The 23,275-nt window shown below is 71.9% G+C and carries 29 protein-coding genes; 15 read left to right on the top strand and 14 right to left on the bottom strand.

Annotated features, from left to right (window positions below; genetic code table 11):
* The 3 genes from BIU96_RS02740 to BIU96_RS02730 all read left to right on the top strand — a co-directional run.
* Positions 1 to 260, top strand: a 260-nt coding sequence (locus BIU96_RS02740; RefSeq protein ID WP_217642228.1) for a hypothetical protein, incomplete at its 5' end; no start/stop codon positions are given.
* Between the two features lie 208 nt (positions 261 to 468).
* Complete coding sequence (locus BIU96_RS02735) at positions 469 to 837, top strand: metalloregulator ArsR/SmtB family transcription factor (protein WP_083402599.1); 369 nt, start codon at positions 469 to 471, stop codon at positions 835 to 837.
* Positions 818 to 1,861 (top strand): DMT family transporter, encoded by a 1,044-nt coding sequence (locus BIU96_RS02730; RefSeq protein WP_071291063.1) that lies wholly within the window; start codon positions 818 to 820, stop codon positions 1,859 to 1,861. The genes BIU96_RS02735 and BIU96_RS02730 overlap by 20 nt, the downstream gene beginning before the upstream one ends.
* Positions 1,862 to 1,996: 135 nt before the next feature.
* Here BIU96_RS02730 and BIU96_RS02725 read toward each other — a convergent pair whose 3' ends face one another.
* Positions 1,997 to 2,623, bottom strand: a complete 627-nt coding sequence (locus tag BIU96_RS02725) for a copper resistance CopC family protein (RefSeq protein WP_175477435.1) — start codon at positions 2,621 to 2,623, stop codon at positions 1,997 to 1,999.
* A gap of 85 nt (positions 2,624 to 2,708) precedes the next feature.
* Here BIU96_RS02725 and BIU96_RS02720 point away from each other — a divergent pair, with 85 nt between their 5' ends.
* Entirely contained in the window at positions 2,709 to 4,295 is a 1,587-nt protein-coding gene (locus BIU96_RS02720) for an LCP family protein (protein ID WP_083402597.1), read from the top strand.
* On the opposite strand, the gene BIU96_RS02715 is transcribed toward BIU96_RS02720, so the two are convergent.
* The gene (locus BIU96_RS02715; protein WP_071291062.1) at positions 4,292 to 4,765 is read right to left on the bottom strand and encodes a MarR family winged helix-turn-helix transcriptional regulator; all 474 of its coding nucleotides are present in this window, start codon (positions 4,763 to 4,765) and stop codon (positions 4,292 to 4,294) included. The two genes, BIU96_RS02720 and BIU96_RS02715, sit on opposite strands and share 4 nt — an antisense overlap.
* Before the next feature lie 62 nt (positions 4,766 to 4,827).
* Between BIU96_RS02715 and BIU96_RS02710 the strand changes: the two genes are divergently transcribed.
* The 5 genes from BIU96_RS02710 (at position 4,828) to BIU96_RS02690 (ending at position 9,388) form a co-directional block, all read left to right on the top strand.
* Entirely contained in the window at positions 4,828 to 5,196 is a 369-nt protein-coding gene (locus tag BIU96_RS02710; RefSeq protein WP_071291061.1) for a VOC family protein, read from the top strand.
* Between the two features lie 164 nt (positions 5,197 to 5,360).
* On the top strand, positions 5,361 to 7,388 hold the full coding sequence (locus BIU96_RS02705) for a GMC oxidoreductase (protein ID WP_083402596.1): 2,028 nt from the start codon (positions 5,361 to 5,363) through the stop codon (positions 7,386 to 7,388).
* Between the two features lie 28 nt (positions 7,389 to 7,416).
* Entirely contained in the window at positions 7,417 to 7,704 is a 288-nt protein-coding gene (locus BIU96_RS02700) for a hypothetical protein (protein WP_071291060.1), read from the top strand.
* 191 nt (positions 7,705 to 7,895) lie between these two features.
* Positions 7,896 to 8,438, top strand: coding sequence for an AAA family ATPase (locus BIU96_RS02695; protein ID WP_071291084.1), 543 nt, complete (start codon positions 7,896 to 7,898; stop codon positions 8,436 to 8,438).
* A gap of 11 nt (positions 8,439 to 8,449) precedes the next feature.
* Positions 8,450 to 9,388: a helix-turn-helix transcriptional regulator gene (locus BIU96_RS02690; protein ID WP_071291059.1), complete on the top strand. Its 939-nt coding sequence runs from the start codon at positions 8,450 to 8,452 to the stop codon at positions 9,386 to 9,388.
* Positions 9,389 to 9,409: 21 nt separating this feature from the next.
* On the opposite strand, the gene BIU96_RS02685 is transcribed toward BIU96_RS02690, so the two are convergent.
* On the bottom strand, positions 9,410 to 9,802 hold the full coding sequence (locus BIU96_RS02685) for a MerR family transcriptional regulator (RefSeq protein WP_071291058.1): 393 nt from the start codon (positions 9,800 to 9,802) through the stop codon (positions 9,410 to 9,412).
* A 96-nt stretch (positions 9,803 to 9,898) separates the two neighbouring features.
* On the opposite strand from BIU96_RS02685, the gene BIU96_RS02680 reads away from it, so the two are divergent.
* Entirely contained in the window at positions 9,899 to 10,600 is a 702-nt protein-coding gene (locus BIU96_RS02680; protein ID WP_071291057.1) for an SDR family oxidoreductase, read from the top strand.
* Positions 10,601 to 10,657: 57 nt separating this feature from the next.
* Here the strand turns inward: BIU96_RS02680 and BIU96_RS02675 are convergent, their stop codons facing one another.
* The 7 genes from BIU96_RS02675 to BIU96_RS02645 all read right to left on the bottom strand — a co-directional run bounded on the left by BIU96_RS02675 (position 10,658) and on the right by BIU96_RS02645 (position 16,372).
* Complete coding sequence (locus BIU96_RS02675) at positions 10,658 to 12,523, bottom strand: BCCT family transporter (protein WP_083402595.1); 1,866 nt, start codon at positions 12,521 to 12,523, stop codon at positions 10,658 to 10,660.
* A gap of 57 nt (positions 12,524 to 12,580) precedes the next feature.
* A complete protein-coding gene (locus tag BIU96_RS02670; protein ID WP_071291055.1) occupies positions 12,581 to 13,321 on the bottom strand; it encodes an alpha/beta hydrolase in 741 nt (246 codons plus the stop codon).
* Between the two features lie 2 nt (positions 13,322 to 13,323).
* Positions 13,324 to 13,965, bottom strand: a complete 642-nt coding sequence (locus tag BIU96_RS02665) for an SDR family oxidoreductase (protein WP_071291054.1) — start codon at positions 13,963 to 13,965, stop codon at positions 13,324 to 13,326.
* Between the two features lie 118 nt (positions 13,966 to 14,083).
* The gene (locus BIU96_RS02660; RefSeq protein ID WP_071291053.1) at positions 14,084 to 14,845 is read right to left on the bottom strand and encodes an ABC transporter permease; all 762 of its coding nucleotides are present in this window, start codon (positions 14,843 to 14,845) and stop codon (positions 14,084 to 14,086) included.
* On the bottom strand, positions 14,845 to 15,666 hold the full coding sequence (locus tag BIU96_RS02655) for an ABC transporter ATP-binding protein (protein WP_139199724.1): 822 nt from the start codon (positions 15,664 to 15,666) through the stop codon (positions 14,845 to 14,847). The genes BIU96_RS02660 and BIU96_RS02655 overlap by 1 nt, the downstream gene beginning before the upstream one ends.
* Positions 15,663 to 16,028 (bottom strand): DUF1048 domain-containing protein, encoded by a 366-nt coding sequence (locus BIU96_RS02650; RefSeq protein WP_071291051.1) that lies wholly within the window; start codon positions 16,026 to 16,028, stop codon positions 15,663 to 15,665. Before BIU96_RS02650 ends, BIU96_RS02655 begins: the two co-directional genes overlap by 4 nt.
* A 2-nt stretch (positions 16,029 to 16,030) precedes the next feature.
* Positions 16,031 to 16,372, bottom strand: coding sequence for a PadR family transcriptional regulator (locus tag BIU96_RS02645; RefSeq protein ID WP_071291050.1), 342 nt, complete (start codon positions 16,370 to 16,372; stop codon positions 16,031 to 16,033).
* A 107-nt stretch (positions 16,373 to 16,479) separates the two neighbouring features.
* Between BIU96_RS02645 and BIU96_RS02640 the strand changes: the two genes are divergently transcribed.
* The 4 genes from BIU96_RS02640 (at position 16,480) to BIU96_RS02625 (ending at position 18,924) form a co-directional block, all read left to right on the top strand.
* Positions 16,480 to 16,968 (top strand): DUF4126 family protein, encoded by a 489-nt coding sequence (locus tag BIU96_RS02640; RefSeq protein ID WP_071291049.1) that lies wholly within the window; start codon positions 16,480 to 16,482, stop codon positions 16,966 to 16,968.
* A gap of 200 nt (positions 16,969 to 17,168) precedes the next feature.
* Complete coding sequence (locus tag BIU96_RS02635) at positions 17,169 to 18,140, top strand: NAD(P)-dependent oxidoreductase (protein WP_071291048.1); 972 nt, start codon at positions 17,169 to 17,171, stop codon at positions 18,138 to 18,140.
* A 68-nt stretch (positions 18,141 to 18,208) separates the two neighbouring features.
* Positions 18,209 to 18,592, top strand: a complete 384-nt coding sequence (locus BIU96_RS02630; RefSeq protein ID WP_071291047.1) for a hypothetical protein — start codon at positions 18,209 to 18,211, stop codon at positions 18,590 to 18,592.
* Positions 18,589 to 18,924: a sigma factor-like helix-turn-helix DNA-binding protein gene (locus tag BIU96_RS02625; RefSeq protein WP_083402594.1), complete on the top strand. Its 336-nt coding sequence runs from the start codon at positions 18,589 to 18,591 to the stop codon at positions 18,922 to 18,924. Before BIU96_RS02630 ends, BIU96_RS02625 begins: the two co-directional genes overlap by 4 nt.
* A 21-nt stretch (positions 18,925 to 18,945) precedes the next feature.
* Here BIU96_RS02625 and BIU96_RS02620 read toward each other — a convergent pair whose 3' ends face one another.
* The 4 genes from BIU96_RS02620 to BIU96_RS02605 all read right to left on the bottom strand — a co-directional run bounded on the left by BIU96_RS02620 (position 18,946) and on the right by BIU96_RS02605 (position 22,274).
* Complete coding sequence (locus BIU96_RS02620; protein ID WP_071291045.1) at positions 18,946 to 19,644, bottom strand: carboxymuconolactone decarboxylase family protein; 699 nt, start codon at positions 19,642 to 19,644, stop codon at positions 18,946 to 18,948.
* A 322-nt stretch (positions 19,645 to 19,966) separates the two neighbouring features.
* Positions 19,967 to 21,142: an MFS transporter gene (locus tag BIU96_RS02615; protein ID WP_254785912.1), complete on the bottom strand. Its 1,176-nt coding sequence runs from the start codon at positions 21,140 to 21,142 to the stop codon at positions 19,967 to 19,969.
* A 14-nt stretch (positions 21,143 to 21,156) separates the two neighbouring features.
* The gene (locus tag BIU96_RS02610) at positions 21,157 to 21,372 is read right to left on the bottom strand and encodes a hypothetical protein (RefSeq protein WP_071291043.1); all 216 of its coding nucleotides are present in this window, start codon (positions 21,370 to 21,372) and stop codon (positions 21,157 to 21,159) included.
* Entirely contained in the window at positions 21,369 to 22,274 is a 906-nt protein-coding gene (locus BIU96_RS02605) for a helix-turn-helix domain-containing protein (protein ID WP_071291042.1), read from the bottom strand. Before BIU96_RS02605 ends, BIU96_RS02610 begins: the two co-directional genes overlap by 4 nt.
* Positions 22,275 to 22,360: 86 nt before the next feature.
* Here BIU96_RS02605 and BIU96_RS02600 point away from each other — a divergent pair, with 86 nt between their 5' ends.
* Entirely contained in the window at positions 22,361 to 23,245 is an 885-nt protein-coding gene (locus BIU96_RS02600; protein ID WP_071291041.1) for an aldo/keto reductase, read from the top strand.
* The last annotated feature ends 30 nt before the right edge of the window (positions 23,246 to 23,275 follow it).

The following is a 23,275-nucleotide window of genomic DNA, read 5'->3' as shown; positions in this document are numbered from 1 at the left end:
ATCGCACCGTTGGAGAATCCCAGGAGAATCCGGTGCCGGGTTCCGCCGACCAGACGCTGGCCGTGCTGTATCGCATCGACCAGCGCGCCGGTCCGAGCGCCGACTTCCTCGTCGTCGATGGTCCTGTCGGCGTGGCGGTCGAAGAAGGCACGGCCCCCAGTTGTTTCCGCGGCACCGCGAAGGGCGACCTGCGCAGCATCGGGGAGGAGGCGGTCCGCGAGCGGCAACAGGTCAGTCTCGTGCCCGTCCGAACCGTGTAACAAGATCCAAGTCGCGTCGGCTCGTCCCGATGCCGACGCGACGGACAGTGCGATGCCGAGAGGCGCGGTCACCAACCGTTGCGATGAGCACATGAGTGAATCCTGGCGCGTTCACACCACGTTTGCCCGCGTCCCGAGAAAGCGCCGGTCCATCAACACGGTGTCCGGTCACCGATCGGCTATCGAACAATCATGCAACAATCTGCGCATGGATGCAGATAGCAAGTGCGGCCGCCACGTTGACAGCGACTACGTGGCGCTGGCGGTCGAGGTGTTCAGCATGCTCGCCGACGCCACCCGGGTGCGGATCGTCCTGGCGCTCTCCGACGGCGAGCTGCCCGTGAACGACCTCGCCGAGCGGGTCCGCAAGTCCCCGGCCGCGGTCTCGCAACACCTCGCCAAGCTGCGCCTCGCCCGCGTGGTCGCCACCCGGCACGAGGGCACGCGTGTCTTCTACCGGCTCACCAACGAGCACGCCCGACAGCTCGTGTCCGACGCGATCTTCCAGGCCGAGCACCAGCTCGACGGCACGCCCGCCCACCACGGGGGAGCCGCGCGTGCTGACCGCTCTGCGTAGCCGCGGCGTCCAGGCGGCGTTGCTCTCGGCGGTGCTCTTCGGTGCGGGGACCCCCGCGGCGAAGCTGCTCCTCGATGCGGTCAGCCCGTTCATGCTCGCCGGACTGCTCTACACCGGGTCGGGTCTCGGGCTCGGCCTCATCCGACTCGTCCGGCGTTCCCCGCGCGTGCACCTCGCTCGAGGCGAGCGACTGCCGCTCGCCGGTGCGATCGCGTTCGGCGGCGTCCTCGGGCCGGTCCTCCTGCTGATCGGCCTGGTGAACATGCCGGCGTCGGGGGCGTCGCTGCTGCTGAACGCGGAGGGCGTCGCGACGGCGCTGCTGGCCTGGTTCGTGTTCCGCGAGAACTTCGACCGCCGCATCGCGCTCGGCATGCTCGCCATCGTCGCCGGTGCCGTCGTGCTGACCGTCCCGGCCGGGATCGCCTTCGGCAGCGCCTGGCCGTCGCTGGCCATCCTCGGCGCATGCCTGTCGTGGGGCATCGACAACAACCTCACCCGGAAGGTCGCGATCCACGACGCGTCCTGGCTCGCCGCCGTCAAGGGCGGCGTCGCCGGACCCGTGAACCTGGTCCTCGCGTTCGTGCTCGGCGCCGAGCTGCCCGCCGTCGGGAACGTCGCTGCCGCGATGGTGGTCGGCTTCTTCGCGTACGGCGTGAGCCTGGTGCTGTTCATCGTCGCGCTCCGACACGTCGGCACCGCCCGGGCGGGCGCCTACTACTCGGTGGCGCCCTTCTTCGGCGCGGTCCTCGCGATCGTGCTCGGCGAACCCGTGACCGTGCCGCTCGTCGTCGCCGGCGTCCTGATGGCGGTGGGCATCTGGCTCCACCTCACCGAGCGACACGAGCACGAGCACACCCACGAGGCCGTGACCCACGACCACTGGCACCACCACGACGAACACCACCAGCACGAGCACGCGGAGCCCGTCGCGGTCGGCACGTGGCACCGACACGTCCACACCCACGAGCCGATCACCCACACCCACGAGCACTACCCGGACAGTCACCACCGGCACACCCACTGAGTCGTTCCGCGGGCGGACCGCGGGAAGACCGCACCGCTGACGGACGGGAGGCGCGGTGCCTGCCCGCACCGCGCCTCCCGTCCGTCGCGTCAGCCGTCCAGAGCCCGTGGCCGTCCCGACGCGACCGCCCGGGCGTCAGGCCCGACGGCGCCGACGCACGACGAAGGCGGCCGCAGCGGCGGCGAGCAGCAGGACCACGACCACCCCGAGCACCCAGGGGAAGGGGCCCGCGGGGACGACCGAGGCGGACGAGACGGCCGCCGACGCACTGGCCGAGGGCGCGACTGACGACGAGGGCGCCGCGGACGACGAACCGGCTGACGGGGTGGCGGCCGGTGACGCCGGGGCGGCGGCCGTCACGGTGAAGGTGACCTGCCCGTCGATGGGGTGCCCGTCCGGCGAGACGTACCGCCAGAGCACGGTGTGCGGTCCCGCAGTCAGTTCGACGGCCTTCGACATGGTGTCGCCGTCGACCGTGACCTCACCGGTGGACTCGTCGGTGCCGGCGGCGTCGCGGACCTCGATCCGGAGTCCGGCGTCGAGGCCGGCGAGCGGTGCCTCGGAGAAGGTGAGTTCGACGCGCTCGAGCTCCGTGGAGACCGTCGACCCCTCGGCGGGGTCGCTGGCGGTCAGCGCGGCGTGCGCCGAAGCGGGGGCCGCGAGGGACAGTGCGGGCAGCACACCGACGACGGCGACGAGCGCGGTGCCGAGCAGGGTGCGGGCCAGCCGCGGGAACCGGTGGTCCTGACGAGCGTCGTTCACCCCGGGAACTCTACGGTGCGGGCCGCTGAACATCGTCACAGACCGTCACCGCCTGCTGTGCAGCGAGCAACCCTAGGTTTCCCCCATGAGCGACGACCCCTTCGAGCCGCCGATCCCGACCGCGGCCGAGCAGCACGCGGCCGAGCACCACCCGGCCGATCAGCACCCGGCCGCCGAGCACGGCGGGCGCGGCCGCGCGCACACCGCGGTCCGCCACGGGCGCCAGCGCCGCAGCGGACTCCGGATGGTGTTCCCGGCGATCGGCGGCGTCCTCGCGATGGCCCTCGTCCTCACCGGTGGCTACGCCGCGTGGTCGTACGCGCAGCTCGACGACAGTCTGACCAAGGTGCACGTGGCACTGCCGCACGCATCGTCCTCGCCCGGGGCCGATGCCGACGGTGAGGCGCAGAACATCCTGCTCGTCGGTGACGACCACCGTCCGGCGGACGCCACCCCGCAGGAGCTCGCCGACCTCGGCACGCAACTCGACGGCGGCGCGACGAACACCGACTCGATGATCGTCCTGCACATCCCCGCCGGGGGCGGCAGCGCGACGATGATCTCCTTCCCGCGCGACTCGTGGGTGCAGATCCCCGGGCACGGCACCTTCAAGCTCAACAGCGCGTTCTCGGACGGCGCTGCGAACGGCGGCGGGGACGCCGGCGGCATGCGCCTGCTCATCCAGACGATCGAGAACATGAGCGGCCTGACGATCGACCACTTCGTGCGGGTCTCACTGCTCGGCTTCTACCAGCTCGTGAAGGCGCTCGGCCCGGTCGACGTCTGCCTCAACGAGGCGGTCCACGACACCAACTCGAACGTCGACCTGCCCGCGGGAAAGTCCACCCTCAACGCCTCGCAGGCGCTGTCGTTCGTCCGGCAGCGCGACGGCCTGCCGCGCGGCGACCTCGACCGCGAGGTCCGGCAGCAGTACTTCCTGTCGCAGGAGGCCCGCAAGGCACTGTCTGCCGACACGCTCCTCAACCCGGTCAAGGTCTCGAACCTGCTGCACGGGGTGGGCGACTCGATCCAGATCGACGACGGCCTGAGCATCCCGAGCCTGGTGAACACGTTCCGGAGCATCGACCTGTCGGCCATCAGGTCCACGGCGATCCCGACCTCGGGCACGCCGACGATCGACGGCTACTCGACCGTGGCGGTCGACTTCGCCGCGATGCCGGCGTTCATCCAGAGCATCGTCGGCGCCCCGGCCGCGTACACCTCCGCACACGCGGCGTCCCCGGCGAGCGTCCGGGTCTCGGTGCAGAACGGCGGCTCGACCCCGGGCGGTGCGACGGCGGCGTCGTCGGCGCTGACCGCGAAGGGCTTCGTCGTCGGCGCTCCGTCGGACACCACGACGACGAGCGCGACCGTGATCCAGTACCCGAAGGGCCAGGAGGCCCAGGCGAAGGCCGTCGCCGCGGTGGTCCCGGGTGCGACCGCGGTGCTGTCCACCACGGTGTCCGGCGTGACGCTCGTGCTCGGCACCGACGGGCACACCGTCGCGACCACCGCCCCGAGCGGGACCGGGACGGGAGCTGCGACGGGTACCGGGACCGGCGCCACCACCACGAACCCGAAGCCGGCCGCGCCGTCGAAGCCCGCGCCGGCGTCGCCCTCTGCCAAGCCGGTCGGCAACGCCTACGGCGACCAGGGGACCTGCATCAACTAGGCCCGACCCGGGCTGGGTTCATCCCCGGTCCCCCGCAGCGACCGCACCATGCTGCGCAGGGCCCGGAGTGCCGCCGTCTGCTCGTCCTGGTCCATCCCGTGCAGCATCCGGACCTCGACCGACCGGACGGCGGCGGACGCCTGCTCGAGCTGCCGTCGACCCGCCGCGGTCAGCCGGGTCGGCAGGACCTTCCCCACCGGCGCCTCGGACGGACGCGTCACGAGGCCGTCGCGTTCGAGCGCCTGCAGCAGCACGTTCATCGACTGCCGCGTCACGAAGGCGCCGCGGGCGAGCTCCGAGTTCGACAGCCCGGGTCGCTGTGCGAGCAGTTCGAGGCACGAGTAGTGCGTCATGGTCATGCCGAGTGGGCGCAGCACCGACTCCATCGCGGTGCGGAGCGCGCTGGCGGCCTCCTTGAGCAGGTATCCCAGGGACGTGTCGAGATCGATCCCGTCGCCGTGTTGACTCATGTCAGTAGTCTGACATAGATTGCTCCGTGTCAGAAGACTGACACATCGACAAGGAGCACCGCATGCCCGTCACCGGACCCGACTTCATCTCCCTCCAGACCCGCGACCTCGACGCGTCGCAGGCCTTCTACGAGCAGTACCTGGGGCTCGTCCGGTCGCCGGCCGGTCCGCCCCACGCGGTCGTCTTCACGACCACCCCGATCGCGTTCGCCCTGCGGGACGTCGTCCCCGGTACCGACCTCGACGCCGCTCCTCAGCCCGGGATCGGTGCGGCGCTCTGGCTGCACGCCATCGACGTCCAGGCCATCCACGACGCCCTCGTCGCGGACGGCCACACGATCGTGTCCGCACCGATCGACGGCCCCTTCGGCCGGACCTTCACCTTCGCCGACCCCGACGGCTACCACGTCACGCTGCACGACCGCGCCTGACGACACGACCGCCCGTCACGACGCGACCACGGCCAGGAGGCGCGGTGTGCGCCCGACCCGCACCGCGCCTCCAGGCCGTGGTCCGTTCCACCGACCGTCACCGGTCGTCCCGACCGGTAGCGTGATCGAGGGCGGCACCGGAGCAGCCCGGAGGGCGGTCACCGATGACGGCACGGACGTTCGTCGACGAGCATGCAGAGCGACTGCGGGCGCTCGTCGACCAGGTGGTCCCCGCCGACGCGTACCCGTCGGCCTCGCAGGCCGGCGCACTCGACTTCCTGGCGACGGTCCTCCGGGACCGGCCCGACTGGACGGACCGGCTCCGCGCGGTCGTCGAGCACGACCTCGCCGAGGACGACCCGGACCGCGTCTGGTTCGCCGAACTCGTGTCGGCGGGGTACTACGCCGACGCCGCGAACGGCGGCAACGTGGGCGAGCGCTCCTGGGAGATGGTCGGCTGGCGACCCGACCCGCCGACCGGGTGGAGCGTCCCAGTGCCCGTCGCCACCGCCTCGCCGACCGTGGTGCACCCGAAGGCGCTCGCAGCCCGGTACGACGCGGTCGTGATCGGTTCCGGCGCGGGCGGGGGCGTCGCCGCGTGCGGCCTGGCGGAGTCCGGTCGCCGCGTGCTCGTGGTCGAGGCCGGGCCCTGGCCGGGGACCGCCGAGCTCAGCCGGGACCACCTGCGGAACCCCCGGTCGAACTGGGGTGTGGCCCCGCTGACCGGACCCGCCGACGCCGGGAACCCGCGCACGGTGTCGGACGGGCGCGAGCGCCTGCTGCTCCGCCCGTCGTCGCCGGGCTGGCACGGCAACGCGGGCACGGCCGGCGGTGGGACCCGGGTCTACGGCGCGCAGGCGTGGCGGTTCGGCCCACGCGACTTCGCGATGGCGTCGACGTACGGGGTGCCGGACGGCAGCAGCCTGGCGGACTGGCCGTTCGGGTACGACGAGCTCGAGCCCTGGTACGAGCGGGCCGAGTGGCAGGTGGGTGTCAGTGGCGGCGACACCGACGGGCCGTGGGCCGGTGACCGGGCCCGTGCGTTCCCGATGCCGCCCCTGCCGTCCGGCCCGGCCCGCGAGCGGCTCGCCCGTGCCGCCGAGGCGCTCGGGATCTCGACCGTGCACGTGCCGTTGCTCATCAACTCGACGCCGTACCTCGGTCGCCGGGCGTGCGAGCAGTGCGGCATGTGCGTCGGGTTCGCCTGCCCGGTCGACGCGAAGAACGGCAGCCAGAACACGATGCTGACCCGGGCGTTCGCGACGGGTAACGCCGCGATCCTGCTGGACAGCCGGGTCGCCCGACTCCGCACCGACCACACCGGTCGGGTCGTCGGCGTGACGATCGTCGGCACCGTCGACGGCCGGGACTGGCGCGTCGACGTCGACGCCGGCGAGGTCGTCGTCGCCGCGGGCGCCGTGGAGTCCGCGCGCCTGCTGCTCAACAGTCGCAGCGCCCGCGAGCCGGACGGCATCGGGAACGGCACCGACCAGGTCGGACGCCACCTGCAGGGGCACGTCTACGGCGGCGCGATGGGCGTCTTCGACGACGTGGTGGACGACGGTCTCGGGCCGGGGCCGTCCATCGCGACGACCGACTTCCGGCACGGCGTGGACGGGCAGGTCGGCGGTGGGATCCTGGCGAACGAGTTCATCGCGACCCCGGCGAACACCTACCAGTACCTCGTGGGCACCGGACTGATCCCCCGCGCGGGGCTCGGCAGCAAGCGGGCCATGCGGGACCTCGCCCGCCGGAGCATGCGGATCATGGGGCCGATCCAGGAGGTCACGACGGCCGACGCCCGGGTCCGCGTCGACCAGTCCGTCACCGACCGGTACGGCACCCCGGTGGCGTGGTTCAGCGGCGGCGTCCACCCCGAGGACGTCCGGGCCCGCGACCACACCAGCGCCCGGAGCGGCGACTGGCTGCGGGCCGCCGGAGCGACCCGGGTCGCCGAGCTGCACGGTCCGGTCGTCGGCGCGAGCGGTGGGCAGCACCAGGCCGGCACGCTCCGGATGGGCGCGGACCCGGCGACCTCGGTGGTCGACCCGTACGGTCGGGTCTGGGGGCACGACAACCTGCGCGTCGCGGACGGGTCGGTGCACGTCACGAACGGGGGTGTGAACCCCGTGCTCACGATCTTCGCCACGGCCATGCGGACGATCGACGCGATGGTCACCGGCCGCGCCTGATCCCGGCGAGTCGGGCTAGCCTTCCGTCATGAGCAACGAAGCCACCCGCTCTCCTTGGCGCACGATCGTCGGCCGACCACGTGTCTGGCAGGGCGTCGGTTCGACCCTCCTCGGCGTGGTCTGGCTCGTGCTCGCCGCGCTCGGCACGGAGCCCTGGCGCTGGATCGTCGGGAGCCTGTGGCTCCTCATCGGCGTGCTCCTCCTCGTGGTCGCCGTCTCCGACCGGCGCCACGGCCGCGGGCGCTACGCCGCGACCCCGCTCGTCGTCCGTGCCCCGGAGCGCCCCGCCGACGTGACCGGGTCCTCGCAGCGCTGACCGCGCGTCCGCACCGCGGCGACGGTGCGGACGATCCGGACGGGTGGCACGGCGCCGGGCCGCCCCGCGCCTCCCGTCCGCCCGACGCCGGGACGTCGTCGAGCCGGTCCGGGCGACCCTGAGCCGACGGAACCCGGGGCAGTCTTCGGCGATCCCTCCCGACCGGGTGGTTCGTGCGCTACCGTCCGACCATGATCGTGTGGCTGAACGGCACCCACGGCGTCGGGAAGACGACGACCAGCAGGCTCCTGCAGCCCCTCCTGCCCGACGCCCGCGTACTCGACCCGGAGAAGGTCGGCGAGACGCTCATGGACGTCCGGCCCACGCTCCGCGCGACCGACGACTTCCAGCACTGGGACCCGTGGCGGCCGCTCGTCGTCGAGACCGCCCGGCAGGTCCTGCAGTACGTCGGCGGGATCCTCGTGATGCCGCAGACCGTCCTCGTCGAGCGCTACTGGCGCGAGATCGCCGGCGGACTCGCCGCGCACGGGATCCCGGTGCGGCACTTCGTGCTGCACACCGACCAGGCGACCCTGCGGCACCGGATCGAGCACGACGCCGACCTCGGACCGTCGACGTTCCGCTTCAGCCGGGTGGAACCGTACGCCGAGGCCGCCCGTACCTGGCTGCACGCCGACGCCGAGGTCGTCGACACCACGCACGCGTCCGCCGAGCAGGCCGCGCAGCAGATCGCCGAGTCGGTCCTGCAGACCGCCCCCCACAGGCGGCTCTGACCGTGACGGGCATGCTCCAGCGCACGCAGTGGACCGTCACCGCCGCCGACCCGTCGGCGGCCGGCCAACTCGTCGCGCGGCTCCCCGACGTCCGCGAGGCCACCGTCGAGCCGGGTCCCGCCGACCTCGGGTTCGAGGCCCGGCGCCGGGGCACGAACCTGCTGTCGCTCGTGTCGCTGTCCTGCGGCGGCACGGTGTCCGCCGACATCGAGGCGAAGGCGGCGATGACCGTCTTCTGGATGAAGGGCGGCGACGGACGGGTCGACGGCGACCCGGTCGAGACCGGTCGTCCCGTCCTGTTCCGGCACGACCCGCAGACCGCACGGTGGCAGGACTTCCACCTCGACCTCATCCGCATCGACCGTGCCGTGGTGGAGCAGGTCGCCGCCGAACGCGGCGCCTGGCACCCCGGCCCGCTCGAGTTCCGGCCGCGGCACATCCCGGAGGGGCCGGCGCTCGCCGCCTGGTGGCTGATGGTCCGTGCGGTCGCGTCCGAGGTCCTGCGCGGCCCCGCCGAGGTCGACGCGGCGCGGGAGCGGGAGCTGACCCGGTTCGCGGCGAGCGGCCTGCTCACCGCGATCCCGCACTGGCCGGTCGGGCAGCACGAGCCCCGCACCGCCGCAGCCGCACGGTTCGCCCGCGCCGAGGCCTTCCTGCTCGACCACGCCACCGAGCAGATCACCGTCGACGACGTGGCCGAGGCGGCGGGGCTCAGCGTCCGCGGGCTGCAGGAGGCGTTCCGCCGGCACCACGGCATCACGCCGACGACGTACCTCCGGCGCATCCGGCTCCTGCTCGCCCGGGAGCAGCTCGAGTCCGGCGACGGCCGGGGCATCGGCGAGATCGCGCGGGCCTCGGGCTTCGCGCACCTCGGCCGGTTCGCGGGCAGCTACCGCGACGAGTTCGGGGTGCTGCCGCGGGAGACCTGGCAGGCGGCGCGGCGGCGCTGAGGGCTGTGCCCGTCGGCCGGGTCAGGCGGCCTGCCGTCCCTCCGGTCCGCGGAGCGCCGGGCAGTGCTCGGGGCTGGGGTGCTCGCTGATCCGGATGACCTCGTCGAGTCGGTCGCGCGCGGCCTCGAGCTCCGCCAGCTGCGCGGTGATCCGGTCGCGTCCGGCGACGAGCAGCGCGAGGGACTCCGGCGTTGCGACCCCGGCGTCGACGCACGGCAGCAGCTGCACGATGGTGCGGCTCGGCAGCCCGGCGCCGAACAGCTGCTGGACCAGTCGGACCCGCTCGGCGGCCGCCGGACCGTAGGTGCGCTGTCCGCTCGGAGTGCGGTCGGCGGTGAGCAACCCCTGCTCCTCGTAGTACCGCAGGGAGCGGACGCTCACCCCGGTGTCGGCGGCGAGGTCACCGATGCGCATGCGTGCTCCGATCCGGGCTTGCCCCTGACATGGATGTGAGGTCTTAGCGTAACCGAGCCGGAGCGGGAGACGCCCGCGCGGCAGGAGGAACACACCATGGAGATCGCTGGATCGGTCGCACTCGTCACGGGTTCGAACCGCGGCATCGGACGTCGCTTCGCGCTGCAGCTGCTCGAGCGGGGTGCGGCCAAGGTCTACGCCACCGCGCGGCGCCCGGAGCTCGTCGACGTCCCCGGCGTCGAGGTGCTGCCGCTCGACATCACCGACGAGGCCTCGGTCACCGCCGCGGCCGCCGCGGCGACGGACGTCACCCTGCTCGTCAACAACGCGGGCATCGCCACCCAGGGCTCGCTCGTCTCCGGCGACCTGACGGACGCCCGCCGCGAGATGGACACGAACTTCTGGGGCACCCTCGCGATGGTCCGGGCCTTCACGCCGGTGATCGAGGCCAACGGCGGCGGCGGGATCGTGAACGTGCTGTCCGCCCTGTCGTGGTTCGCGCACCCGGGCTCCGGCGGGTACGCGTCGGCCAAGGCCGCGGAGTGGAACATGACGAACAGCGTGCGGCTCGAGCTGGCCGGCCGGGGCATCAGCGTGCAGGGCCTGCACCTCGGCGCCGCCGACACCGACATCATGGCCGGGTACGACGGGCCGATGGTGGACCCCGCCGACGTCGCCCGGGCCTCGCTCGACGGTGTCGAGCGGGACGCGGCCGAGGTCGTCGTCGACGACTGGAGCGCGCTCGTCAAGGCGTCGCTCGCGCACGCGCCCGAGGGGTTCTACGCGCAGTTCGCCTGACGAACGGCAGGCGCGGTGCCAGCCGGCACCGCGCCTCCAGGCCCGTGGGTCCCGCGTTCAGGACCGGTCGGGCCCCGTCTGCTGGTCGGACGCCGTCGACTCGTCGTCGGCGGTCTCCTGCCGTGCCGGCGGGTCGAGCCGCTCGTCGATGCCCGCATCCGGCGAGACCGCCTCGGGGTGGACCGGGAACGCGTCCGGCGACGTCGACACGAGGGGCCGCCGGGCCGCGCGCCCGCGCAACCGGTTCTTCACCGCGTCCCAGGGACGACCAGCCGTGCGCTCCGTCGGGGCGTCCACCTCGAGCCCGTAGTACGCGCCGACGTGCTCGAGCAGGACCTCGCGTTCGGCCTTGTCGTACGCCCGTCGCTCACGGGTGAACGCGATCACCGTCGACCAACACGTCATGAGCAGCACGATGCTGAACGGCAGCGCTGTCGTGATGGCCGCCGTCTTCAACGCGTTCAGTCCACCCGTGAGGAGCAGCGCGACCGCCAGGAGCGCGGCGACCACGGCGAAGAACACCCGTAGCCAGTTCTTCGGTTCGATGTCCCCGCCGGACGCGATCATCGCCATCACGAGCGATCCCGAGTCGGACGAGGTGACGAAGAAGACGCCGATGAGCAGGATGGCGCCGAACGTCAGGACCGTCCCGGCCGGCAGGTCGCGGAGCAGGGTGAAGAGCGCGCTCTCGACGTCGACCGAGCCGTCCGAGCCGACGAGGCCGCCGGCACCGTCGATCTGCTCGTGGATGGCCGCGCCACCGAGCACCGCGAACCAGAGGAACGTGAGCGCCGTCGGCACGAGGAGCACACCGAAGACGAACTCACGGACCGTGCGGCCCTTCGAGATGCGGGCGATGAAGATGCCGACGAACGGCGCCCACGACATCCACCAGCCCCAGTAGAACGTCGTCCACGCGCCCTGCCAGGCCTCGCCCGCCGCGCCCTGCTGGGCGCTCACGTTGAAGGAGAGGCCGACGACGTTCTGCAGGTACGCGCCGATCGACTGGACGAAGTCCCGCAGCAGGTACTGCGTCGGCCCGACGATCAGGATGAAGAGCAGCAGCGCGGCGGCGAGCAGCAGGTTGAAGTTCGACAGCAGCTTCATGCCCTTGGTCACACCCGTGACGAGCGAGACGATCGTCAGCGCCGTGATCACCGCGATGATGGCGAGCTGGCTGACCAGGGAGCTCTCCGCGATGCCCGCGCTCTCGAGGCCGGCGCCGATCTGGATGACACCGAGGCCGAGCGAGGTCGCGACGCCGAAGAGCGTCCCGACCAGGGCGATCACGTCGATGAGGTTGCCCCAGCCGCCGCGGACGCGGTTGCCGAGGAGCGGTTCCAGCGCCCAGCGGATCGACACGGGCCGGCCGCGCCGGTGGATCGCGTACGCCAGCGCCATGCCGAGCACGACGTAGATCGCCCACGCGTGCAGCCCCCAGTGCAGGAAGGTCTGTACCATCGCCTGCTGTGCGAGCTCGTTCTCGGTGCCCGTGACGCCGGGTCGGGGCGAGGCGAAGTGGCTGAGGGGCTCGGAGACGCCGTAGAAGACGAGGCCGATGCCCATGCCGGCGGCGAAGAGCAGGGCGAACCACGACCCGGTGGTGAACTCCGGCTCGTCACGGTCCTTGCCGAGCTTGATGTCGCCGAACTTGCTGAAGCCCACGAAGAGCGAGAACCCGACGAAGAACGCCACGATCAGGACGTAGTACCAGCTGAAGTTGCGGACGATGCCGCTCTGCAGGGCGTTGAACACCGCCTCGGCAGAGGCGGGGGCGATCAGCGTCCACGCGACGAACCCGAGGACGATGACGGCAGCGGGCCAGAAGACCCACCGCCGCACCTCCGACTTCTTGGTCGCGGGATCGCCGAGTGCGGGGCCGGGTGTCGCCCGGCCGGGTACGGGGGGTCTCGTCGTTGCCATGCACCCATGGTGCCCGTCATCCGCGCTGAGGGGACAAGGCGATCCGGGACCCGCAAGTCAGGCCAGGAACGCCTCGATCTGTCCGACCACCAGGTCCGGTCGGGTGATGAAGGGGTGGTGCCCGGTCGGCAGGTCCACGGACCGGGTCGCCCGCTCGGCGTGCCGTCGTTGCAGCGCGACGGTCGTCGACCGGTCGTCGACGCAGACGATCGCGGTCGAGTCGACCCCGGACCAGCCGGCGGCGCTCGTCGGCGTCCCGAACGCCCGGAGGTCCTGGGCGGTGGTCCGCTCCCACGCCGCCCGCTGCGTCGCCGCGTCGGCGTCCTGCAGGAACCGGGCGCCGAACGAGTCGACGTCGTACCCGTCGAGCACGATCCGGCCCGCGTCGTCCGGGCGGATCCCGACCGGGTCGGGCTCGGTCGACATGATCGAGCCCTGCGTCGACCCGACGTCCGGCAGGTACGACGACACGAACAGCAGGTGCTCGACGGCGGGGTGCTCGCCCGCCTCGGCGATCACCGTGCCGCCGTAGGAGTGGCCGACCACGATGGCGGAACCGCCGGCGTCGGCGGTCTCGTCGAGTGCCCGGCGGAGCGCCGCGGCGTCGTCCGCCAGGTCCCCGCCCGCTCCCCCGGTGCCTGTTCCGCCGCCGCCGTCCGTCTCGCCGCAGGACGGCAGGGCGACGGCTCGGCTCTCGATGCCGGTGCGCTCCCGGAGCAGGTCGGCCGTCGGCGACCACCACCAGGCGCCGTCGCGGACGAGGGCACCGTGGACGAAGAGGAGCGTCGGCGTCGACACGGTCAGTTCCGGAGGAAGTCGGCGATCGGGGTCGACCCGGTGTTGAACCGGATCGTCTTCCCGATGGTCGCGTCGCTCTCGAGGGCGTCGGCGACGACGTGCGCGACGTCCCCGCGCGGCACCTCGGTCGCGGAGCCGTCCCAGTCGACCGACCCGGTGCGCTCGTCGTCGGTCAGGGTGCTCGGCGCGACGACCGTCCAGCGGAGGCCGGAGTCGCGGAGCACCGCGTCGGCGATCATCTTCGACTGCGCGTACGCGAAGAAGTCGTTGTCCTGCGGCACCCCGTGGTCGAGGACGGACCCTGACCAGGACACCATCAGGTAGCGGTCGACGCCGGCCTTCGCGGCGCCCTGCACGGACAGGATCGCGGCGTCGCGGTCGATCGCCCAGGTGCGGTCGGCGGATCCCCCGCCTGCGCCCGCCGACCACACGACGGCGTCGTGCCCGTGGATCAGCTCGGCGAAGTCGGTGAGCGTCTGCTGCTGGATGTCCGCCACGTGCGGCTCGCCGCCGTGCGCGCGGATCTCGTCGGCCTGGTCGGCCTTGCGGATGACCGAGGTGACCGTGTGGCCGCGGTCGGTGAGGATGCGGGTGGCGCGGAGTGCGACCTTGCCGTGGCCGCCGAAGAGGATGACGTTGCTCATGCGGCGGACGCTACTCGGGGCGCCTCAGCAGACCGGGTGACGCCGTGCAGGTGACCGGGTGACGGACTGGAGGCGCGTGACGGCGCCGCCACGCGCCTCCAGGCCGGGGTGGGTCACCTCAGCCGATCCGCCGGCGCTGCACCAGGGTCGCGGCGCCGAAGGCGACGAGCAGGATCCCGACGCACCAGGCCAGGGCGACCCACAGGTCGGCGTCGAGCGCCTCGCCGGCGAACAGCGCGCGGATGGAGTCCACGATCGACGTGACCGGCTGGTGCTCCGCGAACCAGCGGACCGGACCGGGCATCGTGTCCGTCGGCACGAACGCGGAGCTGATGAACGGCAGGAAGATCAGCGGGTACGAGAACGCACTCGCACCGTCCACCGACTTCGCGGACAGGCCCGCGACGACCGCCACCCAGGTGAGGGCGAGCGTGAACAGCACCACGATCCCGAGCACGGCGAGCCACGCACCGATCCCGGCGCTGCTCCGGAAACCCATCAGCACGGCCACCCCGACCACCACCGTGACCGACACCAGGTTGGCGACGAGCGAGGTGAGGACGTGTGCCCAGAGCGACGCCGCACGGACGATCGGCATCGACCGGAACCGTTCGTCGATGCCGGTCTGCAGGTCGAGGAACAGGCGGTACGAGGTGTAGGCGACGCCCGATGCCACCGTGATCAGCAGGATCCCGGGGAGCAGGTAGTCGACGTACGAGGCGGTGCCGGTGTCGATCGCGCCGCCGAAGACGTACACGAACAGCAGCAGGAAGGCGATGGGCATCACGGCGGTGGTGATGATCGTGTCGGGGCTCCGCCAGACGTGCTTGAGGGAGCGGCCGGTCAGGACGGCGGTGTCGTGGATCGGGTGGGCGGACATCACGCGACCTCATTCCGGTGTGCGGCGGGGCTGGCCGTGCCGGTCGTGCCGGCCGCGCTGGTCGTGCCGGTGCCGCCGCCGATGACGGCGAGGAAGACGTCCTCGAGCGTGGGCTGCTTCGCGACGTACTCGACCCGGGCGGGCGGGAGCAGTCGCTGGAGCTCGGCGAGCGTGCCGTCGGCGATGATCCGGCCCTGGTGCAGGATCGCGATGCGGTCGGCGAGCTGTTCGGCCTCGTCGAGGTACTGCGTGGTGAGCAGCACGGTCGTGCCGCCGGCGGCGAGGGCGCGGACGGCGTCCCAGACCTCGAGCCGGGCCTCGGGGTCGAGGCCGGTCGTCGGTTCGTCGAGGAACACCACCTGCGGGTCGCCGATCAGGCTCATCGCGATGTCGAGCCGGCGCCGCATCCCGCCCGAGTAGGTGCCCGCCCGGCGCGAGCCGGCATCGGTGAGGGAGAACCGCGCGAGGAGCTCGTCGGCGGTGCGGCCGGCGTGCGGGAGGTGGCGGAGCCGCGCGACGAGGACCAGGTTCTCGCGGCCGGTCAGGACCTCGTCCACGGCGGCGAACTGGCCGGTGAGGCTGATCGCCTCGCGGACGGCACCCGGCTCGGTGGCGACGTCGTGCCCGGCCACCGTGGCGCTGCCACCGGTGGCCTTCGCGAGGGTCGTCAGGATGCGGATCGCGGTGGTCTTGCCGGCGCCGTTCGAGCCGAGCAGGGCGGTCACGGCGCCGGCCGCGACGTCGAGGTCGACGCCGCGGAGGACATGCAGGTCGCCGAAGGACTTCTCGAGCCCACGGACCCGGATGGCTGCGGTCATCAGTTGCCCTGTTCCCGATCGGCTTCGTCGATCGCGTCGACGAGGCGCTGCTGCTCCTTGCTGAGCCACGAGCCGAGGCCGTAGTTCGCCTTGAAGTCCTCGGCGAACGCGATCGGGTCGTCACCGACGATCGTGCGGACGCTCGTGGCGTCCGCGGCGCTCTGCTCGAACAGGTCGGCGAGGTCGTTGAGCATCCGCATGAGCTGGTCCCCGTCGCTCGGGCCGGTGTACATGAGGTACCGCTCGATGCCGTCGACGGCGGTGCGGTGGCTCGTCGGCAGCGATGCCGTCCGGGCCTTGTACGCCCGCCAGCGCTTCTTGTCGCCGATGAGCTTGGTCGTGATGTCGGAGATCGAGATGGCCATGGTCAGTCCTGTCCTGTGTCGTTCTGGTGCTGCAGGTGGTCGAGTCGCTCGCTGAGGAAGGCCCAGGCCCGCCAGAAGTCGTCGAGCTGCTCTCGGCCGTGGGCGTTCAGGGTGAACACCTTCCGGGGTGGCCCCTTCTCGGAGGGGACCTTCTCGACGTCGACGAGGCCGCGCTGCTCGATGCGGACCAGCAGGGCGTAGATCGTGCCCTCGGCGATGTCGGTGAAGCCCTGCTCTCGGAGCGAGGCGGTGATCTCGTACCCGTGGGCCGGTCGGCCGACGAGCACGGCGAGGACGATCCCCTCGAGGATGCCCTTGAGCATCTCGGTGTCCTGCTTGGGCATGCGTGCCTCCTGCGGTGCTACTCAGTGTTGCTGACTACCGGTACATAGTAACGCTGAGTACCAGGGGCGCAAGAGTACTTTCCGAACGGACACGACAAGGAGCGACGATGAGCAAGAAGAACGAGCAGCACACCCTGGTCCGCACCCTGGTGCTGGGCATCCTCAGTGGCGGTCGGAGTGCCACTCCGCTCGCCGTGATGGCACTGAACCACGACCGGTCCTCGCTCAAGGGCGCATGGCAGGACTGGAAGGTCTTCAGCACGCCGCTCGGCCGCGGTGCGCTCGTAGCGTCCGCCGTCGGCGAGCTCATCGGCGACAAGCTCCCGAAGACCCCGAGCCGGATCTCCCCCGCCGGACTCGTCGGTCGGATCGCCTCCGGTGCGCTCGCCGGAGCAGCGCTCGGCACCACCGGCAAGCGCGACCTCCGCATCGAGGGCGCGATCCTCGGCGGCGTCGGTGCGATCGTCGGCTCGTTCGTCGGGTGGGGCGTCCGCAAGGCCGTCGGCGGTGCCACGAAGCTGCCCGACCCGGTCGTCGCGCTCGCCGAGGACGCCGCGACCATCGCCGGCTCCGTGAAGGTGATCACCGCGGACTGACCGGCGGGTCCGTGCGCGGCGGGTCCGTGCGCGGCGGGTCGTTCCGGGCGTACTCGGCGTTTTCGGGCATAGGAGGTCGGAACTTCCGACCTCCTATGCCCGTTTCCACCTTCCATCGCGGATGCAATGGGAGAGAACGACCGCCAAACAGGCACCGGCGCGGCCTCCCTCGCACAGCGACCCCGGCCTAGCGTGGCGGCATGCGCATCGTCGTCATCGGAGCCACCGGCCACATCGGCACGTTCCTCGTCCCCCGCCTCGTCCGCGCCGGCCACGAAGTCGTGACCATCAGCCGCGGCACCCGGACGGCCTACGTCGACGCCCCCGAGTGGCAGCAGGTCGAGCAGGTCACCGCCGACCGCGAGCAGGAGGACCGCGACGGCACGTTCGGCGACCGGATCGTCGGGCTCCGCGCGGATGCCGTCGTCGACCTCGTCTGCTTCACGCTGTCGTCCGCTCAGGCCCTCGTCAACGCGCTCCGAGGCACGGACACCCACCTCGTGCACTGCGGCTCGATCTGGCGGGCCGGCGTCTCGCACGTCCTGCCGATCACCGAGGAGAACGCGACGCCTCCCTTCGGCGACTACGGCGTGCAGAAGGACGCCATCGCCCGGATGCTCAAGGAGGAAACCGCCTCAGGTGGTCTCGTGACGACGTCGATCCACCCCGGCCACATCAGCGGCCCGGGCTGGATGCCGATCGGGCCGCTCGGCAACCTCGACCCCGGCGTCCTCACCGTGCTGTCCGCGGGCACGCCTGTCGCCGTGCCCGGTCTCGGCGCCGAGACGATGGCGCACGTCCACGCGGACGACGTCGCGCAGGCGTTCCAGCTCGCGGTCGAGCACCGCGAGGCAGCCGCCGGCGAGGACTTCTTCATCACGGCCCCGACCGCACTCACCGTCCGCGGGTACGCCCACCTGGCAGCGTCGTGGTTCGGCCAGGAGGCGCGGCTCGAGTCCGTCACGTGGGACCGGTTCCGCGAGACCACGGCTCCGGAGCACGCCGGTGCGAGCTGGGAGCACCTGTCCCGCAGCCAGGTGTTCAGCACCGAGAAGCCCCGCCGGCTGCTCGGCTACGACCCCGGTTACACGGCCGAGGAGACCGTGCTCGACGCGGTCCGCTGGCTCGTCGACCACGAGGAGCTCGACGTGGCCGGCCCGCTCGTCGCCTGACCGCCGGCCGTTTCCCTTGCGCATGACATCAGTTGCGGCTAATATGAGTCGAAACTAATGTTGTGTCCATGCGGCCCGACTGGCCCCGAGCGTTCAACGACCAGCTCGATCGTCTCGAAGCTGACGTCAGCGAGCGTGGGCAGAGGCGACTCGAGCTCCTGACGTTCATGCTCAAGCGGCTTCGCGATCTCGAGGCGCCGCCGGTGCAGGACACGGCCAGGATCAAGCGCGTCCGGCAGTCGAAGCAGCACATGGTCTGGCGGGTGTCCCATCCGTACGTCGAAGGCACAGCGCTGCGGGTCATCTGCTGGTTCCCGCCGGACACGGACACCGTGGTGGTCGCGCTCTTCTCCGGCGACAAGGCCACGATGGGCGACGTGTTCACCGACACCGTCGGCATCCGAGCCGACCACCTGATCAACGGATGGATCGACGAGACGAAGGAAGCATGATGAGCGAGAAGGACTTCGTGAGCGGTGACGACCGCCTGGAGCGGCTCCTCCGGCGTCCGGGGATGGCCGAGGCCGTCGACGCGCTCGACTCCGAGGCGGATGAGCTCGACCGGATCCACGCCATGAGCCTCGCGATGGTGCGGGAAGCGGGGAAGCGGACCCAGGCCGAGATCGCGCACGAACTCGGGATCAGTCAGGGTGCGGTGTCGCAGATGGAACGCCGGGAGGACATGTTGCTGTCGACGCTCCGCAGCTACATCACGGCCACCGGTGCCGAGAACCCGCGGATCATCGTCACCGTGAACGGGCGCGACGTCGAACTCGCGATCTGATCCCGGCGCGGCGTCGCGGGGTCAGGCGGCGGGGGCGCCGTCGTTCACGGCGGCGAGCCCGTTGAGCGTCCGGGGGTAGCCGAGCCACGGCACGAGGACCGTGAGCACGTCGAGCAGGTGCTGCCGCGTGTTGCCGACCCGCAGGTTCGCCGCGACGTGGCTCCGTGCCTGGGCGTCGGCGCCGCCGAGTGCGACGAGCATCGCGAACGTCAGGAGCTCTCGCGTCCGCAGGTCGAGCCCGGAGCGGCCGACGGTGTCGCCGAAGCAGTTGCCGGACAGGAACCGCTGGAAGTGGACGGTGTCCGCCGCGGCGTTCTCGTAGAGCGAGTCGACGACGTCCGGCCCGACGACCGCGCCCTGCACCTGGCGGCCCCGCTCGAGACGGTCGTCCGGCGTGGTGGTCGACTGGCCCGGGAGCGGCAGGGTGACTCCGCGGGCGGTGAGGACCTCGTTCGTGGTGACGAGGAAGTCCGTGGCGCGGGCGAGTCCGACGTAGGCGACGGCCTGGTACACGATCTCCTTCGCCTCGATCGGGGTGACGGCGTCGTCGAGCGCGCGGTCGAGCAGGTCCCCGAACGCGGTCCGGGCCCCCGTCGCGACGACCGCGCCGAGCTGCACGACGAACCGGTCGTGCGCGCTGAGGGACGCGTGCTGCAGGGTCTCGTCGGCGAACGCGGCGGAGTACTGGGCGAACTCGGGATCGGTCTCGGTGAAGCGCATGCCCCGACGCTACGACCGTCCGGGGCATCGAGGGAGGTGCTGTCCTCACCCCTCTCCCCGGCCCACCGCTGCCACACGACCGGCGGGGTCAGTACGCTGAAATACCAGACAACGACGGAGGCACCGTGCGCAACCTCGTCACCGGCGTCCCGTTCGCCGGCGTCGTCAGCGTGGCCCTGGTGGTCCTCGGCGCGGTCGTAGTGACCCAGCCCGCGACGGAGGGTCGTGGGTCTCCCACCTGGTCGCTGCCGTCGCACTGTTCGCCGCGATCGTCACCACAGGCACCGCCATCCGCCGCCGCGGTCGTCGTCGGAGCCGGTGATCAGCGCTCGGTCGATCCGACCACGAGACCCCGGCGTCGGTGCGCGGCCCACACCGTCACGGCGAACCCCATCAGCACCGCCCCGCCCACGGTGACGGCGGTCCACCCACCGGCGTTCCACAGCACCGACGCGACGGCCGACCCGATCGCACCCCCGATGAAGTTGCCGGTGACGAACGCGGTGTTGAGCCGGCTGCGTGCCGCGGGGTCGATCGCGAAGAGCCGGGTCTGGTTGAGCACGTTCGCGGCCTGCACGCCGACGTCGAGCAGGACCACAGCGAGCAGGACGACCACGATCGAGCGTGCGCCGATGCCTGCGATCACGAGGGACACCAGCACGAGCACGAGTGCTGCTCCGCTGACCGGCACGGAGAGGCCCCGGTCGTGCAGTCGCCCGACCCGCTGTGCCGCGACGGCGCCGGCGAGTCCCGCCAGCCCGACGAGCCCGATCGCCGTCGTGGAGTAGCCGAAGGGCTCCACGCTGAGCAGGAACGTCAGCGCCGTCCAGAACATCGTGAACACCGCGAAGACGGTGGCGCTGATGACGAGGGTGACCTGCACCGAGCGGTGCGCCCAGACGGCGCGGAACACCGACAGGATCAGCGCCGGGTAGGGCACCCGGTCACGGCGCTCGAGCTCGGGGATCACGCGGCGCAGCAGGACCGCGAACACCAGAGCGGCCACCGCCGCGAGCACGTAGATGGCGCGCCAGCCGAACGCGTCCGCGACGATGCCGCTCACCGTGCGGGACACCAGGATGCCGGTGAGGACTCCCGAGGCGATCGTGCCGACCACCCGGCCGCGTTCCGCCGGGTCGGCCAGGTCGCCGGCAAGGGGGATCAGCAGCTGCCCGGCGACGGTCGTCAGCCCGACCAGGGCGAGGGCGACCAGGAGCGTGGTGAAGGTCGGGGCCACGGCGGCCCCGAGCAGCGCGACCGCCGACGCGACGAGCACGACGGGGACCAGCCTGCGCCGGTCGAGGACGTCGCCGAGCGGCACCACGAGCAGGATGCCGAGGGCGTAGCCGACCTGGGTGAGGGTGACGAGGAGCCCGGCGACGGCGGTGGAGGTGTCGAGCGATCGGGCGATGTCGTCCAGGAGCGGCTGCGACCAGTACAGGTTGCCGACGGCGGCGCCACCCGCGACGGCGAAGAGGAGGGTCCGCCCGCGGGTCATCCCCGCGCCGGACGTCATCGTCGCCGCCGGAACAGCTGTGCGATCTGCCACGGGCCGGGTGCGAGGCAGACAGCCGCGTCGTCGAGGATCCGCGCTTCACGTTCGCGGTCACGGGTCAGCTCGTGGATCTCCTCCGCCGTTGCGATGCGGAAGCGCAGGCGGGCGGTGAACGACGACGGCGAAGACGGCGAACACGGCGCGGTCGTGCGGATCGAGCCCGTGTCGTTCATGCGTCCTCGGATGCTGATGTTGCTGAGGCGGCGGAGCGGGCAGCGGTCCGTGCCGACTCGGTCGCCACCAGGTTCGCGAGCAACTGGAGCCGCTCCTCGGACGGCGACCCCGGTTCGGCGCTGTAGACGACGAGCGTCAGCCCGGTGTCGGTCACGAGCTCCATCGCCTCGTACGTCAGGTCGAGGTCGCCGACCTCGGGGTGGTGCACCCGCTTCTGACCGGTCCGGTGTCGTGTGACGTCGTGCGCCGCCCAGCGCTGCCGGAACTCCTCGCTGCGGGTGGACAGCTCGCCGATGAGGTCGCTGAGCCCCTTGTCGTACGGGGTCCGGGCGGCCTCGGCGCGCAGCACCGCCACCATGTCGCTCGCGACGACGTCCCAGTCGAGCCAGAACTCTCGACCGCGGGGGTCGAGGAAGGCGAACCGGGCCGAGTTCGGTGTGCCGGACGGCTCGAGGAACAACGGCGAGTACAGCGCTCGCGCGAGGGCGTTGCCGGCGAGGAAGTCGGATCGACCGTTCCGCACCCACGCGGGCGCGGTCATCGAGTCGAGCACGCGTTGCACGTTCGGCCGGACCTTCGAGGTCGTCGTCGTCGTCCGGCGGGTGGTGGCCGAGGCGTTCTGCGTCCGGGCGAGGTCGAACAGGTGCGCGTGCTCGGCGTCGTCCAGCCGGAGGGCGCGGGAGAGCGACTCGAGGACGCTCTCCGAGACGCCGGTGAGGTTCCCGCGCTCGAGTCGGACGTAGTAGTCGACGCTCATCCCGGCGATGAGGGCGAGCTCCTCGCGTCGGAGTCCCTTGACGCGTCGGGCAGCGCCCCCGAAGTCGGGCAGCCCGACCTGCTGCGGCGTGAGGCGCTCGCGGCGGGTGCGGAGGAAGTCCCGCACTTCTTCGGTCGTGTCCATGCCTCCACGGTAGGTCCGATCACCTGCGCGGAGCAGGGGTTGCTGGTACCCGTCAGCGCCGGGCGGCCGGTCGTAGCGTCGTCGGCATGGACACTCTCACCCTCAACAACGGACTGCAGATCCCCGCGATCGGGTTCGGCGTCTTCCAGAGCGCACCCGAGGAGACCGTCGACGCCGTCCGCACGGCGCTCGAGACCGGGTACCGCCACATCGACACCGCCGCCGCGAACGGCAACGAGCGCGAGGTCGGCGAGGGCATCCGCGCCTCCGGCGTCGACCGCGACGACATCGTGCTCGAGACGAAGGTCTGGGTCTCGGACTACGGCTACGACGAGACCCTGCACGCCTTCGACAAGGCCACCGGCAAGCTCGGGTTCGACACCGTTGACGTGCTGATCCTGCACCAGCCCGCACCGGATCGGTTCGAGCGGACGGTGCAGGCGTACAAGGCCCTCGAGACGCTGTACGCCGACGGCCGGGTCCGGGCGATCGGCGTGAGCAACTTCATGCCGCACCACCTCCGCTCGCTGCTCGAGCAGACGGACGTCATCCCGGCGCTCAACCAGATCGAGCTGCACCCGTACTTCACCCAGCCGGACGTCCAGCGCGCGGATGCCGGGCACGGGATCCTCGACCAGGCGTGGTCGCCCATCGGCGGGATCACCTTCTACCCGGGCTGGGGCGACGAGCGGGTCAGCGTGATGGACGACCCGACGATCCGCCAGATCGCCGAGGCGCACGGCAAGACGCCGGCGCAGGTGATGCTCCGCTGGCACGTGCAGCAGGGCCGGAACGCGATCCCGAAGTCGACGAACCCGGGGCGGATCCGCGAGAACTTCGACGTCGTCGACTTCGCGCTGTCCGATGACGAGCTCGCGCGGCTGGACGCTCTCGACACCGGTCGCCGGAACGGGCCGGACCCGGACGGGGCGGACACGAGCCGCTTCGAGCGGGTGATCCCGGAGGCCTGACGCGACCACAGGGCGGACGGGAGGCGCGGT

It is taken from the genome of Curtobacterium sp. MCBA15_008 (assembly GCF_001865065.1).
Taxonomy (GTDB): Bacteria; Actinomycetota; Actinomycetes; order Actinomycetales; family Microbacteriaceae; genus Curtobacterium.
This window is presented reverse-complemented; position numbering and strand designations above follow the sequence as displayed.

Coding starts and splice junctions, on each gene's coding strand:
- BIU96_RS02735 (WP_083402599.1), top strand. CDS start 469: ATGGATGCAGATAGCAAGTGCGGCCGCCACGTTGACAGCGACTACGTG.
- BIU96_RS02720 (WP_083402597.1), top strand. CDS start 2,709: ATGAGCGACGACCCCTTCGAGCCGCCGATCCCGACCGCGGCCGAGCAG.
- BIU96_RS02715 (WP_071291062.1), bottom strand. CDS start 4,765: ATGAGTCAACACGGCGACGGGATCGATCTCGACACGTCCCTGGGATAC.
- BIU96_RS02710 (WP_071291061.1), top strand. CDS start 4,828: ATGCCCGTCACCGGACCCGACTTCATCTCCCTCCAGACCCGCGACCTC.
- BIU96_RS02705 (WP_083402596.1), top strand. CDS start 5,361: ATGACGGCACGGACGTTCGTCGACGAGCATGCAGAGCGACTGCGGGCG.
- BIU96_RS02700 (WP_071291060.1), top strand. CDS start 7,417: ATGAGCAACGAAGCCACCCGCTCTCCTTGGCGCACGATCGTCGGCCGA.
- BIU96_RS02695 (WP_071291084.1), top strand. CDS start 7,896: ATGATCGTGTGGCTGAACGGCACCCACGGCGTCGGGAAGACGACGACC.
- BIU96_RS02690 (WP_071291059.1), top strand. CDS start 8,450: ATGCTCCAGCGCACGCAGTGGACCGTCACCGCCGCCGACCCGTCGGCG.
- BIU96_RS02685 (WP_071291058.1), bottom strand. CDS start 9,802: ATGCGCATCGGTGACCTCGCCGCCGACACCGGGGTGAGCGTCCGCTCC.
- BIU96_RS02680 (WP_071291057.1), top strand. CDS start 9,899: ATGGAGATCGCTGGATCGGTCGCACTCGTCACGGGTTCGAACCGCGGC.
- BIU96_RS02675 (WP_083402595.1), bottom strand. CDS start 12,523: ATGGCAACGACGAGACCCCCCGTACCCGGCCGGGCGACACCCGGCCCC.
- BIU96_RS02665 (WP_071291054.1), bottom strand. CDS start 13,965: ATGAGCAACGTCATCCTCTTCGGCGGCCACGGCAAGGTCGCACTCCGC.
- BIU96_RS02660 (WP_071291053.1), bottom strand. CDS start 14,845: ATGTCCGCCCACCCGATCCACGACACCGCCGTCCTGACCGGCCGCTCC.
- BIU96_RS02650 (WP_071291051.1), bottom strand. CDS start 16,028: ATGGCCATCTCGATCTCCGACATCACGACCAAGCTCATCGGCGACAAG.
- BIU96_RS02645 (WP_071291050.1), bottom strand. CDS start 16,372: ATGCCCAAGCAGGACACCGAGATGCTCAAGGGCATCCTCGAGGGGATC.
- BIU96_RS02640 (WP_071291049.1), top strand. CDS start 16,480: ATGAGCAAGAAGAACGAGCAGCACACCCTGGTCCGCACCCTGGTGCTG.
- BIU96_RS02635 (WP_071291048.1), top strand. CDS start 17,169: ATGCGCATCGTCGTCATCGGAGCCACCGGCCACATCGGCACGTTCCTC.
- BIU96_RS02630 (WP_071291047.1), top strand. CDS start 18,209: ATGCGGCCCGACTGGCCCCGAGCGTTCAACGACCAGCTCGATCGTCTC.
- BIU96_RS02625 (WP_083402594.1), top strand. CDS start 18,589: ATGATGAGCGAGAAGGACTTCGTGAGCGGTGACGACCGCCTGGAGCGG.
- BIU96_RS02620 (WP_071291045.1), bottom strand. CDS start 19,644: ATGCGCTTCACCGAGACCGATCCCGAGTTCGCCCAGTACTCCGCCGCG.
- BIU96_RS02615 (WP_254785912.1), bottom strand. CDS start 21,142: ATGACCCGCGGGCGGACCCTCCTCTTCGCCGTCGCGGGTGGCGCCGCC.
- BIU96_RS02610 (WP_071291043.1), bottom strand. CDS start 21,372: ATGAACGACACGGGCTCGATCCGCACGACCGCGCCGTGTTCGCCGTCT.
- BIU96_RS02605 (WP_071291042.1), bottom strand. CDS start 22,274: ATGGACACGACCGAAGAAGTGCGGGACTTCCTCCGCACCCGCCGCGAG.
- BIU96_RS02600 (WP_071291041.1), top strand. CDS start 22,361: ATGGACACTCTCACCCTCAACAACGGACTGCAGATCCCCGCGATCGGG.